Origin of the sequence: Neptuniibacter sp. QD72_48 (assembly GCF_047778065.1) — a bacterium.
GTDB lineage: Bacteria > Pseudomonadota > Gammaproteobacteria > Pseudomonadales > Balneatricaceae > Neptuniibacter.
On record NZ_CP180547.1, the window covers coordinates 493427 to 512775 of the forward strand.

The following is a 19349-nucleotide window of genomic DNA, read 5'->3' on the forward strand; positions in this document are numbered from 1 at the left end:
TAGTTAAGCTACAGTCGATAAACTATCTAGATCAAATAAAAGAAGAATCAGATCTAAGTTGTAACAGTTTTGCTTGGCGACCATAGAGTTGTGGAACCACCTGAATCCATCCCGAACTCAGACGTGAAACGCAACATCGCCGATGGTAGTGTGGGGCTTCCCCATGTGAGAGTAGGTCATCGCCAAGCATTTAATTAAGAGAAACCCCCGGTCACGATGTGATCGGGGTTTTTTCGTTGTGGGTTATAAAATACGGTTAAGAGTGGATAGTGCTTGCTTGAAGCGGATAAACCAGTAAGGGTGAGTTGTCTTAATTAACCCGAATATTAAACTGAATGCTGTCCTTAGCTGTCCTTAGCTGTCCTTAGCTGTCCTTAGCTGTCCTTAGCTGTCCTTAGCTGTCCTTAGCTGTCCTTAGCTGTCCTTAGCTGTCCTTAGCTGTCCTTAGCTGTCCTTAGCTGTCCTTAGCTGTCCTTAGCTGTCCTTAGCTGTCCTTTAATTTATTAATCCTTTTAATGGGATTTTGCGTACATTTCCCCTAAACTTCGCATTCATATTTTTTGGTTTAATAGCGTCTAATAGTTATTGGTTCTAAGGTTGTTTGTATGTCTGACTCTCTAATTTATACATTAATTGCTATCTGTTTAGTTGTCTGTGTTGTAGCTATTTACTTCATTAAGCGTCATTACACACAGATTAAACAAGTTAAGGCTGAGCAAGCATTACAGGCTGAAAAAATAAGTAAACGCTATAATGAACGTAGGGCTTATTTGATTGAGAGTGTGCAGGTTATCTCTAGAGCGGTAGGTAATGACGAAAAGTTAACTACGACAGAGGCATGTATTCGCTTGTCTACTTTACTTGAATCTCTAGCGCCTCAGTTATTACAACACGCGGATTACTCAGTCATTTATGAGGTTTATAAGCGTACTGAACATATTCCAATTAAGGACCAGTGGAAAGCGCTCTCTAAGCAGGCTAAGTGGTCATTTCAGAGGGAAATGTCGCAGATCGACTCTGAACTTGGTGAGAAAGTGAAGCAAGCTGCTGCTAAATTGGCTAATTATGATTTTGATGAGAGTCTCCATTAATGTATGGAATTTTTACTCGTATTTTTAATTAGTTTCATAGTTCTTGTTGGAGTTGCCTTGGCATTTGCTTTAGGTAAACCGCCTACTTACCGTCCATCAAGAGCAGAGATAATGGCTCTTCTCGTAGACCTGATGGAAAAGCGTTTAGAAGTTGCGCGTTGGGAAATGTTTTTATCTCTCCCTATACTGCACGACCCTGAATTGGAAAATATTAGAAAGGGGTGTCTGGTAGTTGCTTTCGGAGATAATGAGCATCCGCCTGCAGGAGAAGGGCTAAGCGGAGCTATTTATGACCGTGACGGAATCCAGCGTATCAGAGTGATAGCTGTTAAATTAGATCATTTGATTAAATCTGAGCCCAGTTCAAAGCTCTTCTGACAGATCGTACTGTTCGTTTTCAATTATTCTCTTGAGCTGCCAAAGCTCCTTCCAGATGGCTTTGTACTCTTGCTCTATTAGAGCGTCATGTAATTTGTTGCCGCTGACTTCTAGTTCTGGAATCTGGAACAAACCAGCTAGGCCTAAAAGCTGATGACTATGATTTCTCATCATTGCTATATCTTTACTTTCGAAGCCGTTCATCATTCCCTGTAGTTGTTTTCTGACTTCTTCTGACAGCTCTTGTTTGCCTAGGTCATATTTCTATATATCAGTGACTTCTTTTTGAGTAGTAGGCAATAACGGTCCATCATTTTTAGTAAAGGATAAGAACTGGTTTATAGAATGGCAGAGGTCACCATCATTAATTGGTTTCAACAGAACATGGCTTATGCCAGATTCGATTAACTTCTGATGTTCACTGGCTATGACGTTAGCGGTCAAAGCTAGGATCGGCAAGGTCGGTTGTGTAAGCCTGATCTGTTTTGTAGCTTCTATACCATCCATTTCAGGCATGTGCACATCCATCAATACCAAGTCTGGTTGATGTTTTAGAGTTTGCTGTAGCGCTTCACTACCAGTCCGTGCCTCAAGTACTTTTGCGCCTGCTTGGGTAAGAATCTTCCTGACCAATAAACGGTTAAAGTCATTATCCTCTGCGATTAATATGGTTGGTGAATTAAGAATCTGTAACGCGTTCGCAGTTTCATATTCAGGAAGTTTGTAAGAATCAGGTGATAATGCGTTTAGCAGTAGTTGGGTTCTTGCAGGTTTGCGCAACTGCACAACTCTGTAGTTATTGATAATCGATACAGGTGTGCTACTTAAGAGGATCAGTCTACCATTGGATTTATCTATTATTTGGTTAATCTGATCTATGGTGTTTTTCTGTGTGTATTGAGGAGGTAGGCCCCAGACGATGGTGCTTTCTGGTAACTCTGCACTTAAAGACAACAGTTCTGCATACGAGGAAGCCTCAATGATTTTGGTCTGCATGCTGCTCAGTTGATGTTTTAAGCCTTGGCTATATAGTGGATTTGCGTCAAACAAGAGAATATTTTTACTCTTATAAGTGTGCTGAGCTCTTTGGCTCTGTCGTGCAGAAAATGGGATTTTAAGTGTTACTTCTGTCCCCTGGTTTTCCTTACTAGTTAATGAGATTGAGCCGCCCATCAGTTCAGTTAGGCGTTTTGCAATAACGAGTCCTAGTCCAGAACCCCCAAACTTTCTTGTGATAGAAGTGTCTGCTTGGCTAAACGCCTGAAACAGATTAGTAATTCTATCTTCTGGTATGCCAATGCCGGTGTCCTTGATAACGATTTCAAGTTCTGTCTGAATAGGGTCACTTTTACGGGCTGAAACATGCAAGCAAACGTAACCTGAAGAAGTAAATTTCACGGCATTACTGATTAGGTTAGATAATACTTGTCGTAATCTGATTGGATCGCCAATAATGAATTTAGGCGTATCTGCTTCGATAATTGGTATGAGCTCTATGCCTTTTTCATTAGCCGCAGCTGCTTGCATCTCCATAACATCAATCACACAGCTTTCAAATTCGAATGAAATCTCTTCTAACTCAATTGCATTCGATTCAAGCTTTGAGTAATCAAGAATATCATCGATGATTGAAAGTAATAAGTCAGAGGTTAGGTTGATAATTCTTGTGTATTCTTGTTGCTCCATCTGCAATTCAGTCTGATCCAATAATCGGGCAAAGCCCGAAACTGAAGTTAATGGGGTACGTAGTTCATGGCTCATACGAGCAAGAAATTCATCCTTAGCAACGTTTGCTTTATCCGCCCTTTTACGAGCTTTATCCAAAGCTTGGTTCTGTTTCTCTAGATGAACAAGTGTGGATCTTAAACGCTTGGTCGCTTTATCGACTCGACTTTCAAGCGTCTGGTTTGATTCCTGTACGCGTTGAGCTAGTCGGTTGATACCTTGCGCAAGTGAGCGTAGTTCGCCTGTACTGGATAAACTTGCACGAGTTTCAAGGTGACCATGTTGTAGCATCTCAATTACATGGGTTAGACCCAGAATTGGGTTGGTGATCCGTTGCCCAAATCGTGATGCGATTAATAAGGTGGTCAGTAAGCCTATGATGGCAAGGATTACCCCTTTCGTTAATATCTCAAACTGTCGTAGCTGTGTTGGTTTTTCCGAGAGAGCTATTATTACCCAGCCAATAAATTCTGGTTCAGCTTCCTTTCCTACAGGATCATCAGAGTCTAAAAAGTCCACGCCAGTTGCGACAACAGGGTGTAGGAAGTAAACCTGGTTGTTCTTATATAGTGGGTAACCTGCATCTTTATCTAATTGAGGTGCATTTGGGTTGCCTTGAACAATCACATCAAAGGACGGTGAAAGGAATATTACGTCATTTACTTCCTCTGTTTTTGTAGCGGATCGAATGAGGCCTTGAAGAATTTCTTTGTTGCCAATTAATAAGCCAAATTCAGCTGAGGTCGACATCATACGTGTCATTGTCTGGCCCTTTTCGATCAGAGCGTCATGTGCATCATCCAAGCGAGTATTAATGAAGTAACCACCTAATAATATAGTGATCATGCATAGCGGAAGCAGGGTGATAATTAAAACGCGCTGCCTGATACCTAAAGTTAACTTGCGCTTCATCGCTCCATCTCCATCAATTGTTGGGTAAGAGCGTCTTCTGAAGGTAATTTAATGTTCAGAGAGTTTGCTGCTTTTTGATTAGTTATCACGGAAAAGTACTTGGGGTATTGAGCTTCAGGCAAGCTAGTACTTGTGATTGCTTGTTGAATTATTTCTGCGGTTTGTTTACCTATTTGCTCTGGCGTTGAATAAACCGCAGTTAAAGCGCCTGCTTCCACATATTTCTGTGAGAAGCCAATTAAAGGTATCCGTTGTCGAAACGAGATATACAAAATCCATTTTGCAGTTGTGCGGTTGAAAACAGATTTGTCTGGTAGAGACAAAAATAGATCAGCATTACGAATAAGGGGCTGAAGTTTATGTATCGGGTTGTCGCTTTCCTGAAGAACGGTTGAACTGAGCTCAAATTGCTGTTGTTGCGCGGCTGCTTCTAATAGTGGTAGATCATTCTTTGAATTAGGTCCTAGTGCTGTAGCTACTGTATTTGCATTGGGGGCGATTATTCGTGCTAATCGAAGTTGCCGTGTATAAGGTTGATCTAGAAATACTGCAGTAATGGTTCCATTCTGAATTCGAGTATGGTCTTTTTTCCTCGCTAATAAAGCTTGATAAGTGAGGCGAGGTAGGAAACTCGCGTATAGCTTTTGAGATGCTGTTATTCGATTGTATAGTCGATCGGCTGCTCGTGAGCCAACAGCAACAATATGCTCGAAACCTTCGGTATTAAAGTTGTTATCTTCCAAATCTTGCAAGGTAACCACTTTGGTATGTGAGGAAATATTGACTTGAATGCTGTCCGCAACTTTTTGATAAGAGTCTGATGAACGGCTTAAAACAACAAGGTTATCTGCGAAAACAGGGGGTATGGACAAGATTAGAGCAAACAAAGCACTTAGCAGCGGAAAAATCCGCCACTTTATTCTGTACAGTGTATAAGAACTCTTAGTCAACACATCTACAATCCATTGTAGCTTCTATAACTTAGAAAGTTAGTCCTAGTTGTAAATAGGAGCGACGATCAAAAATGTTATTTGAATAGAATTCTGCATATTCTTTATCGAATAGATTCTGAACAATCAAGGATAGTTCCAGTTCAGTATTCGCATCTAACTGGAAGCTATTTGATAATTTCATATCTGTTCGTGTGTAATTTGTACGCCCACTGTTTTTGTCGCTGAAACCCTCAATCCATTCAACGTGATCCATGTAGTAATGTGCTAATGCCAATAAACTATTGTTTGTCGGTTTAGTTGAAAGCATTAGAGATGCTGTGTGTAAAGGCGTGCCAGAATTGAGTGGTACTAGTCTTGGGTTTGCTTCTGGGTATGCCCCACGGTTCCAAGTTCCGCGAGTCTGGTTGTAACTATAGTTAAAAAGGATTGTGCTTTTATGAGGCTCTAAAGATGTATGCTTAAGCTGGATTTCGGCACCTTGATTCGTCCATTTAGAGTTATTCATACCGATATCATAGAGACCATCGACTAGGTCAATGTTTAGAGGGTCTGGATTTATTCTTGTGCTACGTATAACGGCGTTACTAATGTCTTCATAAAATACTCTAAGATCAAAATGACTACCATGTTCTGGCCACATACGTAAAAAACCAATCTCAAATGAGTCGATCTCTTCAGGTTCTAGTTTTCCAGGTATACTGTCGTAATCGATTAATGTGCCTTTGGGAGCTAGAGGGTCTACAAAAGGGCTTAGATCTATAATTCCGCGACGATTTGTTTCCAATAGAGAAGGCATGCGATGTGCGCGAGAAAATGCTGTTCTGATAGTGGATACATCATTCAAGGCATAATTTAGGGCTGTTCTAAATGACGTTGCCCCGCCTACAGAGCTGCTTTCTTCGAACATAGCGCCTGCGTTCAGGGTGATTTTATCAGTCGCCTTGTATTGTATATTTCCGAAGAGCTGCCAACTGTTTCCGTGGACCCATTCCTTATCAGGGTATTGCAGTAAAACATTACTTTTTATGCGCTCATGTTTAAAGTCACTGCCTATTACTGCACTGGTATTATCATTTGGGCGAATGGTGTATAGAACTCCCAATTCATGGGTCTCTGCAGTGCCTCGTTCGGTATCTTTTGGTGCAACACCATCATTAGCTGCAAGCAATAACTCTGCTATTTCCACTGATGGTAATTCTTCGATGATGGCGACTTCTTCAGCATTAAGGTTTTCAGTGTCAAGCTTTAAATAATTGTGAGTATAACGAAGTTGAAGTTCTGATTGATTGTCTAATACTCTATTCCATCGGATATCCTGAAAATTAGATGTGTGGTCTCTAGGAGAAAAGCCAGCATCATCGAGATCAGTTTTATCCGAATCTCCCCGATATGCATATCCTTTAGAAGCTCCGATGTCAAAATGTATAGTGTCAGAGAGGTTAGGGGTTATTGAGCCAGAAAGCGTGAAAAACTTGTTATGTGCACCATCTTGATAGTAATCAATGCCGTCATTTTTTTCGCTGCCTGCAGATAGGGTATAACTAATATTTGAGATTGTGTTGGAGTGGCGCGCGGTATAGTTTTCTGTGCCTATCGAGCCTCTAGTGACTTTTACGGCTGTTCCTGAATCGGCTATAGGTGACTTTGTAATTATATTGATAGCGCCAAGAAAAGCATTGGAACCATGTGTGGGAACGTTAGAACCGCGTACAACCTCAATATGATCAATATCGTCCATAGTTATTCCCACTGTTTCCCAGACTACAGTGGATAGTAATGGGATATATATGGAACGACCATTGATCATCACTTCCATGCGTGATGGGAAATCATCAGTTACACCGTGATAGGTGGCCCCCATCTTATTGCTGTTGATATGAAATACTTGCATGCCAGGCACTAAGCGAAATAGGTCAGGAATGTTTAATGCGCCAGAGGCTTGGATTATGTCTTGGTCAATGATTGTTATCGCGGCAGGGGCTTCTGTTAGTTTCTGTGACAGATGTGTCGCGGAAATTACCTGAGGAATGTCAATAAATATATCTTCTTCAGTGAACTCTGGTAATTCAGAGTGATTGTTAGCTGAAACGTTTAAAGCAGCGGTAAAAAACAAGGGAGAAAGTAAATATTTAGAACGTTTCGTTATTTTGCCATAAATCATGCGAGTACATCCTATCAAAGCATATGAACTTAGGTTTGCGAAACTAATGAGGGAGGAATAGAGCGTTGGAGTTAGATTTTAAGCCCAACATACACAATAATTATTCCCATAATAACAGCCTCAATGATGAAGCCGTTGTTTTCCAGTATCCAACTCATTGTTAACTATTGTCGCCAAACTTAATGGATTATCTATGATAACTTTATGTGTATAGCAATTAAACCAGAGGGTTGAGAGTTGAAAATCGTTTTTAGGTCCTTTTTTTATATCTTTTCCCTTACATTGGTGTCGGCATTATCAATTGCCGGTGAACAAGCCGATAAGGCGATCGAAGGTGTAAAAATGCTAGTTGCACAAGGGAGTATAGCACCTGGCTCGGTTATACGTTTGGTTGCAAAGCAGGGAAACATAGTCAATTTTTTAGGGAAAGATCATGGTCTAAAAAATCGATGGGAGGCGGCAACAGGTATACTAATAGATGCTAAAACGATGCCTCAGCAAGCTTCAATTGACTATATTCAGAATCATAAAGATGTAGATCTAACTGTTGCGCGAAACAGGGAGTATGCTGATCTGTATCATAGTGGATTGATTGTGGATCTTACGCCATTTATTGCGCGTTTTAATTTTGAGTTCTTGGGATCCGGGAAAAATAGTTTTTTAATGCCATACAAGCAAGCTTTCTATGCCGGTACACCAGTCGCAATTCCTGCGGATGGAGATATAGCTTTGTTATATCTTCGCCGTGATTTGTTGGAGGACCCAGAGAATCAGCAGGCTTACCAAAAACAATTTAATGAAACACTGAAAGTACCAGAAACATGGGCAGAGTACCAAAGGCAGGTAGCATTTTTTCATAAACCAGGAGATGGGTTTTATGGTTCTGTAGAACAGCGCGACGAGGCTTCTGCATGGATGTTCTGGATGCCTCGGTATGTTTCGCAAGGTTACCCTAATCAGTTTTTATTCGATGACAATATGAAACCATTGATTGAGAGTGAGGCTGGGATTGCAGCGACAGAAAGTTATTTAGCAACGCTTCCCTATTCTCCTTCAGATATTCTTGATCAAAGCAGTAATTACACTTATACCTTACCAATTTTTATGAGCGGAAAGGGTTATTCAACCATGATTACGCTTGCCGGAGCGAAAATTTTTAATTCCCCTCATTCTAAAGTTAGAGAAAAATATATCGCTGTATCAATGCCTGGAACAGCCGTTGGAAATATAGTAAATCGCCGGACCACGCTTATTTATGGTAATAACCTGGTTATTCCTAGTACTGCTCAGAATAAAGAGTTGGCGTTTCTATTTGCTATGTGGCTAACCGATCCGGATGTATCAGAGCTAGCTTTATCTGAAAAAGGTGGCTTTTCCGACCCTTACCGAATGAATCACTTTGAGTCGAAGGTGATTCAGGCTACGTACGGAATGAATGTATTAGAAGTGGCTCTTAGAGATATACCAGTGACCGTGCCTGCAGGGACTGGGTTGCCAGGTGATACAGACTATATTGCTGCTTTGAATAAACAGCTGTTCCTTGCTTCAAAGGGCGAGAAGTCTGCAAAAGAGGCAATGCGTGTGACGGCTCAAGAATGGGAGCGAATTACAGAAAAATATGGTCGAGAGCAGCAGATTAAATATTGGCTTAAAATGAAAACGTTATTTCCAACTGTCCATTAAGGATTATTTTGGCTCTTATTGATAGTAAAAAGCATCAGCTAACTATTCAGCGAAAATTACTGTTTGGTGTCATATTAATGGCACTGTTTGTTGGGATTTTGTTGTCTATTTCTAATCAAATCGCTCAGAAATCTACTAAGCAACAGGCGGAAATACAGAACCAAGCAGTCAAACCTTTAGTCCTAGTTAATTCACTTCAATCCCAAATCTATCGTATTCGAGTTACAGAAGTTAATTTACATGTGGAGAGTGATTTCTTCGCACTCACAGCAGCATCGGAAAAATTATCAGCTGATATTCAGTTGTTTGAAGGTAATTGGCGTGCCTTTATCAATGAATTTGGTGATGGACATGAAAGACAAGTTCGCTCAATTGATGATAATTGGAAACGGCTACAAGCTACACTTGATCAAGTAATTAAAGCTGCAATAAATGGGCAGATAGCGGAAGCCTTTCGTTTGTCCCAGTATGAATCTCAACCTCGATTTAATGTGATTGCGAAGGATTTAGAAATCCTTGTAACCCAGATCGAAATTACGACAGATGGCTTTATTAATAATGCAGTTGCTGAACTTGAAGCCCAGCAGCAACGATTTATGATGATTTCAGCGTTTGGGATGCTGATTGCCGTTATTTTAATGATCCTTTTTTCACGTTATTTAGTTTTACGTTTGAATCGAATGCGTGAGGCGTTTTCTAGAATTGCCAGTGGCGATCTAGAACACAAAGTCGATGTGGTAGGGCATGATGAATTAACAGCCTTGGCACGATCATTTAACGCGATGCAGCAGAAGCTTGCAGATCGACAAGTGGCCTTAACTCAAGCGCGTTTATTATTGGAAGAGCGAGTTAGAGAGCGAACTAAGGAACTAAATGAATCTAACCTAAAGCTTCGCGAAGAAGTGATAGAGCGGGCGAAAATTCAGCAAGAAGTAAAAATCCTTTCCCTTGCTGTATCTCAAACTCCAGTGAGTATCATTATTACGGACTCACAGGGAAATATTGAGTATGTGAATGATGCTGTTGTACAAGCGTCTGGTTTTGTAGAAGAAGAGTTGCTTGGTCAAAGTGCAGTGTCTTTTATTAACAAACAACATACCACTGAAACCTCATTTAATGATTTTTTACAGGCTATTAAAAGCGATAAAGAATGGGCTGGTGAATTATGCTCTCGAAAACAGTCGGGTGAAAATTGTTGGGAATTTGTTCATCTATCCCCTGTAATGACCAGTGCTTCGGATGTCACTCATTATTTGATCATTAAGGAAGATATAACCAAACGCCGTGAGCAAGAGCAGAGACTGTTATACCAAGCTAGTTATGATGCATTGACTGAGCTGCCAAACAGGACGCTTGGAATGGAGCGTTTAGCGCAAGGGGTAAGTAATGCTGGTCGGCAGCAGCATAAATTAGCTGTGATGTTTATCGACCTTGATGGCTTTAAATATGTGAATGATTCCCTCGGGCATGATATTGGCGACCAATTATTAATTATGGCCGCTTCAAGGCTACTGAACACCGTTAGAGAGTCAGATGTTGTTGCGCGTTTGGGCGGTGATGAGTTCTTAATTATCATGCCTGCAATATCGGAGCAGGCTGATTGTTTTCCTGTGCTAGAAAAAATTAAAAAAGCCTTTGCCGAAACGTTTGAATTGGCGGGTCATAGCTTAGCTGTTACGCCTAGTATTGGTTTATCTATTTTTCCTGAAGATGGTGAGGATGGGGCTATTCTATTGCGAAATGCCGACCTAGCAATGTATCAAGCTAAAGAGGCAGGGAGGAATACGTATAAGTTCTTTAATCATCAGATACATGAAAATCTTACGATGCGGATGCAGGTGGAGACTCAATTGAAGTCAGCTCTCGGAAGAGATGAATTTTCTTTGTTTTATCAGCCTATTGTCGAAGCTAAAACTAAAAGATTAGTTGGGGTGGAGGCTCTGTTACGTTGGGATAATGAGGTGCTAGGTTCTGTCTCGCCAGATCAATTTATTGGGATAGCTGAGCAAACAGGGTTTATTGTGCCGATCGGTAATTGGGTTTTGGAAAATGCATGTATGCAGATGACTGAATGGCGTGAACAAGGATTGAGTGATCTGACGTTAGCGATCAATGTATCCCCTCGACAGTTGCAAGGAGAGGGCTTGGGTAGAGTAATTGAACAAGCATTGAAAGGTGCAGAGCTTAGCTCTGAATACTTAATCTTAGAGGTGACGGAAGGATTATTGATCAGGAATCCTGCTGAAGCCAAACGAACGTTAGAAGCGCTTAAGCAGCTTGGTGTTGGTATCGCAATGGATGATTTTGGTACAGGGTATTCGTCCCTTAGTAATTTGAAAAATTACCCATTCGATATCTTGAAGGTAGATAGAACTTTTGTACGTGATATAGCATCAGATCCTGAAGACTGTGCACTCGTTTCAGCAGCAATTAGTATGAGTAGTGGGTTGGGTTTACCTGTTGTTGCTGAAGGTGTTGAGACTGAGCAACAATTGAATATATTAGCGGATATGAATTGTGATCGGGTACAGGGGTACTTCTTTAGCAAGCCATTAGCTCCTGATGATTTCTTGCTCTGGGTCAAAGATTATCGAGGTTAAGGTATTTTCTCGACTAATTAATGACATCTTTTACTACTTAGTTCCGTTGGTTCGCTACCTTCATTGACGTATATTGTGTAGCGAACGTTAATTAATTTTGGGTATTGTTTATGTGGTCTGTAGACGGGCGCCAGGTTGTGCATCAGTCGGGTCTTTCTATTGAAGTTTTGGATGGTAGTTTTAGTAATCCGCTTGATCTATCGATTAAAGGCGATAAAGGCTTTTCTGCTCCAGAGCTCGCTTTAATGATTCGGGAGGGAATGGAATACGCTGCTAAAAATGGTGCGAAAGCTGCTGTAAGAGCTATTACGCCCAAGAGAGTGGTTGATAAACCAAAACGGCCTATTTTGAAACTTAAAAAGTAGTTTATTGATGGCGGCTTATTAATTTAGTCAATTCGTCTTGCGGTAAAGGCTTGCTGTAAAAATATCCCTGAATATAGTTACATGCTTTTGCCGCTAAATAGTCTCGCTGAGACTGTGTTTCCACTCCTTCTGCAATGACTTTTACCCCAAGCGCGTGTGCCATTGCTATAGTAGCGTCTATTAATGCAGGGGCAGTTTCATCTTCTTCAAAATCCTGCATGAAACTGCGATCAATTTTTAGCGTGTTGAAGTTGTATTGGCGAAGATAATTCAGGGAGGAATAACCTGTGCCGAAGTCATCCATAGAGATTTGGATGCCTAATTGAGAAAACTCCTCAAACGCTTTTTTAATATAGGTTTGATTACCTAATAGAACCCCTTCCGTGATCTCTAAATGCAAGCTGTCGCCTGATAGTTGATTGGTATTGAGGTATTTTTTGATCTTATTGAGCAGGGTAGGCGCTTTAAATTGAAGCGGCGATAAGTTGACTGCAATTTTGAAATTTGAATCGTACTGTTCAGTCCAGGTTTTAGTGGCCTTTAATGATTCTTTTAAGACAAAGTAGCCTATAGGAATGATTAAGCCTGTTTGTTCGGCAATGGGGATGAATTCGTCGGGAGAAACATGTCCTAGTGCAGGGTTTTTCCATCGTAATAAGGCTTCTGCTCCCACAATATGTTCAGATTGGGTCTCAAATACGGGTTGGTAGTTTAGATCGAACTCATTACGAGCTAATGCCCCGTGCATCTGTTCTTCAATCAATAAACGACGTTCTATACCGGCATTCATATCTTCAGTGAAAAAGTGATAGGCATTCCGGCCTTCGCTCTTTGAGTGATACATAGCGGAATCGGCATTTCGTAGTAGTTGATCAGGTTTGGTGCCATCATCAGGAAAGATAGAGATGCCAATGCTGGTTGTTAGAAGTAGCTCTCGATTTTTAACTTGGAATACATCGCGAAAGCTTTTAAGTAAGTTTTCAGCAATTGGACGTACTTCAAGCGCATCTTCGAGGTTGTTGATAAGGACAATAAATTCATCGCCACCTAAACGTCCTATTGTATCACTGGCACGAATCATGGAACGTAACTTATTTGCTGCTTGAATAAGCAGCTCATCTCCAAGTGCATGACCTAGCGTGTCATTCACTTTTTTAAAATCGTCGAGATCGATAAAAAGAACTGCAAGCTTTTTATTGTTACGCTTAGCTTCTTGGATCAATAGGTTTAATCGGTCGAGTGCTAAGAATCGATTGGGTAACCCTGTTAAGCTATCGAAGTGCGCTTGGTGAATGATTTTTTCTTCTTGGACTTTTTGGCTTGTTATATCTTGTAGGGTTTCTATCGCACCGATGGTTTGACCGTCTTCATCTTGTAGTGGGGCTGCCGTAAAATATAACCAGCGGCCATCATGCATTTTAGGGAAGTAATCTTGAGCTTCAACCGCACCTGGAATCAGTTCCGATGGCTGGAATTTATGTCCGTAGTGTTGCTCAATATCTTTGGAAATAGCACCATTAAGTACCAAATTGGCCATCACTGGGCGTGGATGATCATAAAAACCTTTCCAAGAATCTTTAGTGCCAATTACTGATGAGGCCGGTATGCCAGTTAATATTTCACACGCTTTATTCCAATGAGTGATGATGTGTTCTTCATTGATAACAAAGCTGGCAATAGGATTACCAACAATCATTTGAGATAGTTGTTGTTGGGTCTTTTTAAAGGCTTTCCGTGCTTGATATAGATCAGTAATGTTGGAGGCTATGCCTCGATAGCCTGAAAAATTACCATCAATATCAAATGTAGGTGCTCCACTGACGGTGTAGCGTTGTAGTTGACCTTCTTCATTAAAAATATCGTACTGGAAATCATAGAAAGGCTCGTGTTTTTTGCATAGAGCCTTGTGTTCCTGCATTGCAGAATATGAATCAGGGCTAATAGGCATTTCCCAGCGGCAGCGACCAATAAAGTCGATTTGATTGCGGCTCATCCGGCTGATGCCGGTGCCAGAAAAACTGATAAATCTAAACTCTTTGTCTTGTTCCCAAAACCAATCGGACGATAGTGCTGCAAAATCATTAAGACGCTCTATCTCCTGCTGCAATTGTGCAACTAGAACTTCGTAGTCGTTGTTTTTGATGGCTTTGGTACTCATGAAGGTGGCTACTACAGTTTATTGCTCAAAAGTTAATAGATGATAGTTGAAAGTATAGATGTTGAATTTTATTTCAAGAAAGAGGTTTGGTTAATTTTAAATGCCATTAATACCCTTTATTTATTTGTGGTTTATAGGGTGGTTCTTGCAAATAAAGTTATAGAAAATGTATAAAAACTTAACTTGTTTTCAAATATACTATAAAAATGTAGAGGTTCTGTTCTATTAATGAACATTTCTCAATTAAGTGCCTAGCATTAAGTAGTTTTGGATTACGTGATGTTTTATTGAAAGTCGCGTTTAAACATAAAAAAATCTGCATCCTGATAGAAACCGATCCTGTTGCAGAGCGGGCTTAAAAAAGGAAAAGTACAAAGGTATCTATTATGCGTAAAAGTGTAAGAAAGATTATCACAGCTGCATGTCTTTCAGGGTGTATGGTCAATCTATCGGCTAATGCTGAAGATTTAATAGATGTTTACAAATTGGCACTGGAGAATGATCCAACGTTCCAAGCGGGATTTCATGAGCATGAAGCCTCTAAAGAAATCTATGCTCAGGCTAAGGCAGCGTTACTTCCTACAATAAAGTTCGATTATTCTCAGACAGAAACTACGCAAGATATTGTCAGTTCTGATAATCAAGTCTTCTCTAGCGGCAGCACCTCTTATCCAACCACTGAGATGACACTTTCTCTGACTCAATCTCTCTACAGCTATAGTAACTGGGCTTACTTCAAACAAGCCAAGGAGGACGTGAAAAGGGTCGCGTCTGAGCTAGAAGATGTTCGTCAAGATTTGATAATGCGTACCGCTGAAAGCTATTTCTCAGCGCTACGTGAGTACGATAATTATACCTCGGTTAAGTCTGAAGTTGCTTCGTTAGAAAAACATTATGAGCTTGTCCGTCAGCAGCGTGAAGACGGTTTGGCTCGAATTACAGATGAGCTAGATGCTCAGGCTCGTTACATGCAAGCTAAAGCACGAGAAGTGGAAATCAGAAATACGTTAAAAGATGCGCTTCAAAGCTTGAAAGAGATGACTGGACAATTGCCTCAATCTTTAGTTTCTCTCGGTCTTGATATGGACTTAGTTGAACCAACGCCTGCAATGCCTCAAGAGTGGGTGGAAAAAAGCCGTAATAATAATCCTAAAGTTTTGGCCAAACGTTATGCTACAGCTGTGGCTTGGCAGGAGGTTCGTAGGCAGAAGGGCGGGCACTACCCTACCTTAGATTTTGTGTTCTCTCAGAATAACCGAGAAACTGAAGGCTCGCTATTTGGTGGCGGCTCCGAAGTTGAAACGCAAGATATGATGGTTAAATTAACTGTACCAATTTACGCAGGTGGTGCAGTGTCTTCCAAGGTTAGAGAATCCGTTGAACTGCATAATAAAGCTCAAGACGAATTAGAAGTTGAATGGCGTGCTACGGAACGTGAAACTTTTGCTGCATTTGATGGTGTTGTTGGCTCTATTGCTAAAGTAGAAGCACTTCAACGTTCTGTTGATGCTTATGAATTAGGTGTTGATGCAAAACGTACAGCTTATGAATCAGGTTTGACTTCTAGCTTAAGTGTTTTAGATGCAGAGCGTGATTTGTTCTTTGCTAGAACAGAGTTTTCTAGTGCTCGATATGACTATCTTATTAATACGCTACGCTTAAAACGCGCAGTGGGCCTCTTGAGTGATACGGATTTGGAGCAAGTTAACGCAATGCTTTCAGGTGAGGAGCAAGCGTTTGAAATTACGGCATCTGTTATGGATAGTCGTACTTATCGTAGTTCTGAACAAGCTCGCCGATAGGTTTTAAATGCAGCCTCAAGCTGTATTACTATCTGCCTTCTCCTCGTTGGCTGTTCCATTTGGTTATGAGCGTTCCTGCAAATTAACGGCAGGGGCGCTTAATCAAAACCGTTTTCTTCTTACTCAGCACAAAAATTGTTTCGGTGAAAAGCCATTCACTTCGCTGCGGAAGTTGGCTGATGATTTAGCCATGCCTTTGGAGGGCTTGGAATGGCTTCAGGCGAAGTTTGATATGGCTGGGCTTGTTCATCTTGGGTATGAAGATGAGCATGGAAGACCGCTATGTAAGCTCTATCTTGAGTACCCCTGTCCTGTTGGAGAACGTTATGAGGTAAATAGTTCGAAGGGTGTTTTGCTGCATCAGGCTATTAAATGGTATCCCAATAGTGGCTGTCATCTCATCACTGACTATCGATGTCTCCCTTCTTTTTCTATGGCGCATGTCTTTTCATTTATAGAGCAATGCTTAGGCTCTTCTGGGCGAGTACAGTCTGCGTGGGTTCAAACATTATTGGAGCAGGTTTGCGGGTCTGAATTACCAATGATGCTCGATGTATCTGAGCCTGGAAGTGTTCGTAGGTCCTTTGATATCAATTTGTATGATTTCTCTCTTCGAATAGGTGAATTTGACTTCTTGCTGAAAAAGCTGTTTCAAAGCTTTTCAATACCGTCTGCATCATCGGATAAATTTCTAGAGCAAAATGCTGGTCGTATTTTGGGGCATGTATCTGGCGGAATAAATCGAGAGGGTGAGCCTTTTATTACGTTGTATTTTGGAGTTGAAGAGCGCTGTGGCTAACATGAATGAACTGGAGCCTTTTGTAAAACAGTGCGGTCCAGAGGCACTGTTGCTGGATTATTGCCTTTGGCCGTATACCCCTTTAACGGCTACTGATGGCAAACAGCACTCTTTCAATCTTCTATTGAATAGTTTTGAAGCAGCGGACGTTGGAGTTAACGGCGTTAAGCTGATAAACGAAATTCAGGAAGTGATGGGGGAAGGCCGGACCGTTTGGGGGGTGAAGCTTGCTGATGGGAAAGTTAGCTGGGAGCTGTATTTTTATGATTATGAGCGCCTTGAGAGAAAAAACTCCTTTACTCGTTTAAAACAGTTGATGCCCGATTCATTATCCACTGTTTTGGATATATCAGAAGATGTACCTTACTTTATGTTTTCGATCGATCTGGATGTCGATGGGCTGAATACAGGTTGTTTGAATTTAAGTGAAGCGAATGTCTATATTGGGAATGACGGTAGTAATGTGTCTTCAGGTATTTGTTATGAATTGTCTGAAGAGGGGCTTTCCTTAAGTAATCTTTATTACTTCTATAACTCGGTTAAAGAGAAAGAAGATATTCTGGCAAAGATCGCAAGCTCCGTGCATTTGAATCTGCGGAAGTTAGATTTTAATAAGATTCTCTTACCCGAACTTCGTGATTGCGAAACGACTGTGGTTGCAAATAAAAAGCAAAATGAAGGTATCTACTTTTCTCGTATTAAAATAGAGCAACTTATTTGGTTCTTGAAAGCTGTGGGTTACCCAGAACTGATTCAGAGTTATGTCATGGCTTCTAGGAATGAATTGGATCATATGCTCTATGATGTCGGTATTGATTACAAAATGCTCCCTGATGGCCAGATAGAAGTTTTGAAGACAAGTTATTACGGAATCTTTTAATGCTTTCTATAGAGGAACGATTCGATCACAGCGCATACGTCTCTATGACGATGGAGTTTCGTTGTAATCTCAAATGTGTTCACTGCATGATCGAAGATACAATGGACTATCTGGAACCTCAGAGTAGAGAGAAATTTGAGGAATTGCTTGCTTACAATATGAGGCATAAAAAATGGGTTGGGCTGATTCTTACGGGATCTGAGATTACTTTGCATCGAGACTTGCCTGAGCTAGCAAAAGCCGCAAAGCAGTCTGGATTTAAGCACGTTCGAATTCAGAGCCACGGCATGCACCTAGGGAAAGAAGAATATTGTACAAAGCTAATCGAGTCAGGCGTGGATGAATTCTTTATCAGCGTTGCTGCAGCAGATGCTCAATCACATGATGAAATAACCCAAGTTCAAGGGTCATTCAATAAGACGCTTCAAGGAATGAAAAATATAGATCGTTGGAAGCATGCGATCAGTATTACTAATACAGTAGTCACAAAAGAAAGTTATAAGCAGTTACCGCTGGTTGTGGATGCTTTAGCGCATTTAAAAAACTTGGTGCAAATGGAATTTTGGTTTTATTGGCCGATGTCAGGTAAAGATGACAAATCTCTACTGGCGCCTCATTTGGAGATGCTGCCTTATTTAAAAGAGGCTGTAAGAAAAGCGCAATCATTAGGTCGACGTGTAGAAATTAAAAACTTTCCTCAATGCTTACTTGGTGAATATAAGAACTTGTTGGTGAATGGGCAGCCGCAATTATTTATAGATCCTATATTTTGGCGTGAGTTTGAAAAGAACGGATTCTATCAGTGTAAGCACAGAGATAAATGTGAATCCAATGAATGCCTAGGATTGAACTCTGCTTATATAGAGCGCTATGGTTGGGAAGAAGAAATACTTATTCCACAGAGCAATAGTTAAATAGTTAAGTTGCAGTACAGGTGTATTCTTGTCTAAGATGTGAACCTTGGACTGCAAATTACTTTAGAAATATGAAGGAAATTCATCGTGACAACACAGTTACTGATTTACGGGGATGTTCAGCCAATCAATAAGCAGCGTCATGCAGATTGGTCAGTTAAGGCAGGGAACCAGTATGGTTTTGCTCAGGCGGTAAATTCAGTTCCGCTTATGGCTGTTGAGTTTCCTAATGCTGCAGAAGAGTATTGCGTTGTTTTTGCAGGTGAAGGCGAGAATTTACTTCCTGTTGTTCTGATGGGTGTAAGAGAGCAGGAAAACCTCTATGTAGACCAAGATGGTGGTTGGAAAGCGAAATATATCCCTGCATTTATTCGTCGCTACCCATTTGTTTTCTCTAGTGCGGATGATGGTTCTACATTGACGCTTTGTATTGATGAAGGTTTTGAAGGTTGCAATCAGGAAGGTCGTGGAGAAAAACTTTTCGATGCTGATGGCGAGCAAACACAGTATTTAAGCTCGGTTTTGGATTTCCTGAAAGAATATCAAGTTCATTATCAGCGTACAAAAGCCTTTGCGAAAAAGCTTCAGGAGCTTGATTTACTTGAGCCTATGGGGGCGCAGTTCACTACTCCAGCTGGCGAGAAGCGCACAGTAACAGGTTTCCAAGCTGTAAATCGTGAAAAGCTTAAAGGTTTAGCACCAGAAACCTTTGCTGAATTAGCTAAAACGGATGAGTTGGAACTCATTTATGTTCATCTGCAGTCAATGCGTAATTTTACCAAGATGCTTGAAAAAGTTTCTGGTACAACAGCAGTTTCCACTGATGATAATGCAGGAGCTTCAGACGAAGTGACGCACTGAGTTTTAGGGTGGTGATTGCGCTACCCTTCTGATTTTTAAGACTTATTTTAAACCGGAGAGATGTGGC

15 protein-coding genes and 1 rRNA gene are annotated in these 19349 nt (G+C 40.9%); 11 read left to right on the top strand and 5 right to left on the bottom strand.

Going from position 1 to position 19349, the window contains the following annotated elements; all coding sequences use genetic code 11:
- Positions 1–72: 72 nt before the first annotated feature.
- The 3 genes from rrf to ACMXYX_RS02155 all read left to right on the top strand — a co-directional run bounded on the left by rrf (position 73) and on the right by ACMXYX_RS02155 (position 1469).
- Positions 73–188, top strand: a 5S ribosomal RNA gene (gene rrf / locus ACMXYX_RS02145).
- Between the two features lie 417 nt (positions 189–605).
- Positions 606–1091, top strand: a complete 486-nt coding sequence (locus tag ACMXYX_RS02150) for a DUF2489 domain-containing protein (RefSeq protein ID WP_415883351.1) — start codon at positions 606–608, stop codon at positions 1089–1091.
- A 3-nt stretch (positions 1092–1094) separates the two neighbouring features.
- Complete coding sequence (locus ACMXYX_RS02155; RefSeq protein WP_415883352.1) at positions 1095–1469, top strand: hypothetical protein; 375 nt, start codon at positions 1095–1097, stop codon at positions 1467–1469.
- Here the strand turns inward: ACMXYX_RS02155 and ACMXYX_RS02160 are convergent.
- The 4 genes from ACMXYX_RS02160 to ACMXYX_RS02175 all read right to left on the bottom strand — a co-directional run bounded on the left by ACMXYX_RS02160 (position 1455) and on the right by ACMXYX_RS02175 (position 7220).
- The gene (locus ACMXYX_RS02160) at positions 1455–1643 is read right to left on the bottom strand and encodes a hypothetical protein (RefSeq protein ID WP_415906435.1); all 189 of its coding nucleotides are present in this window, start codon (positions 1641–1643) and stop codon (positions 1455–1457) included. The genes ACMXYX_RS02155 and ACMXYX_RS02160 overlap by 15 nt on opposite strands.
- 90 nt (positions 1644–1733) lie before the next feature.
- Positions 1734–4106, bottom strand: coding sequence for an ATP-binding protein (locus ACMXYX_RS02165; protein ID WP_415906436.1), 2373 nt, complete (start codon positions 4104–4106; stop codon positions 1734–1736).
- Positions 4103–4978, bottom strand: coding sequence for an ABC transporter substrate-binding protein (locus tag ACMXYX_RS02170; protein ID WP_415897446.1), 876 nt, complete (start codon positions 4976–4978; stop codon positions 4103–4105). The genes ACMXYX_RS02165 and ACMXYX_RS02170 overlap by 4 nt, the downstream gene beginning before the upstream one ends.
- 109 nt (positions 4979–5087) lie before the next feature.
- Positions 5088–7220 carry a TonB-dependent receptor plug domain-containing protein gene (locus ACMXYX_RS02175; protein ID WP_415897447.1) on the bottom strand — a complete coding sequence of 711 codons (2133 nt, stop codon included), beginning with the start codon at positions 7218–7220 and terminating at the stop codon, positions 5088–5090.
- Between the two features lie 237 nt (positions 7221–7457).
- Here ACMXYX_RS02175 and ACMXYX_RS02180 point away from each other — a divergent pair, with 237 nt between their 5' ends.
- From ACMXYX_RS02180 to ACMXYX_RS02190, 3 genes are all read left to right on the top strand, one after another.
- Positions 7458–8903: an extracellular solute-binding protein gene (locus ACMXYX_RS02180; protein ID WP_415897448.1), complete on the top strand. Its 1446-nt coding sequence runs from the start codon at positions 7458–7460 to the stop codon at positions 8901–8903.
- 8 nt (positions 8904–8911) lie between these two features.
- Complete coding sequence (locus tag ACMXYX_RS02185; protein WP_415897449.1) at positions 8912–11503, top strand: EAL domain-containing protein; 2592 nt, start codon at positions 8912–8914, stop codon at positions 11501–11503.
- Between the two features lie 110 nt (positions 11504–11613).
- Positions 11614–11868: a hypothetical protein gene (locus ACMXYX_RS02190; RefSeq protein ID WP_415883358.1), complete on the top strand. Its 255-nt coding sequence runs from the start codon at positions 11614–11616 to the stop codon at positions 11866–11868.
- Between the two features lies 1 nt (position 11869).
- On the opposite strand, the gene ACMXYX_RS02195 is transcribed toward ACMXYX_RS02190, so the two are convergent.
- Positions 11870–14026, bottom strand: a complete 2157-nt coding sequence (locus tag ACMXYX_RS02195; RefSeq protein ID WP_415906437.1) for an EAL and GGDEF domain-containing protein — start codon at positions 14024–14026, stop codon at positions 11870–11872.
- Positions 14027–14412: 386 nt separating this feature from the next.
- On the opposite strand from ACMXYX_RS02195, the gene ACMXYX_RS02200 reads away from it, so the two are divergent.
- The 5 genes from ACMXYX_RS02200 to ACMXYX_RS02220 all read left to right on the top strand — a co-directional run bounded on the left by ACMXYX_RS02200 (position 14413) and on the right by ACMXYX_RS02220 (position 19282).
- A complete protein-coding gene (locus ACMXYX_RS02200; RefSeq protein ID WP_415897451.1) occupies positions 14413–15828 on the top strand; it encodes a TolC family outer membrane protein in 1416 nt (471 codons plus the stop codon).
- A 7-nt stretch (positions 15829–15835) separates the two neighbouring features.
- On the top strand, positions 15836–16627 hold the full coding sequence (locus ACMXYX_RS02205; protein WP_415897452.1) for a hypothetical protein: 792 nt from the start codon (positions 15836–15838) through the stop codon (positions 16625–16627).
- The gene (locus ACMXYX_RS02210; protein ID WP_415897453.1) at positions 16620–17507 is read left to right on the top strand and encodes a hypothetical protein; all 888 of its coding nucleotides are present in this window, start codon (positions 16620–16622) and stop codon (positions 17505–17507) included. The genes ACMXYX_RS02205 and ACMXYX_RS02210 overlap by 8 nt, the downstream gene beginning before the upstream one ends.
- Positions 17507–18421: a radical SAM protein gene (locus ACMXYX_RS02215; protein WP_415906438.1), complete on the top strand. Its 915-nt coding sequence runs from the start codon at positions 17507–17509 to the stop codon at positions 18419–18421. Before ACMXYX_RS02210 ends, ACMXYX_RS02215 begins: the two co-directional genes overlap by 1 nt.
- A gap of 87 nt (positions 18422–18508) precedes the next feature.
- Complete coding sequence (locus ACMXYX_RS02220; protein ID WP_415897455.1) at positions 18509–19282, top strand: SapC family protein; 774 nt, start codon at positions 18509–18511, stop codon at positions 19280–19282.
- Positions 19283–19349 lie beyond the last annotated feature (67 nt).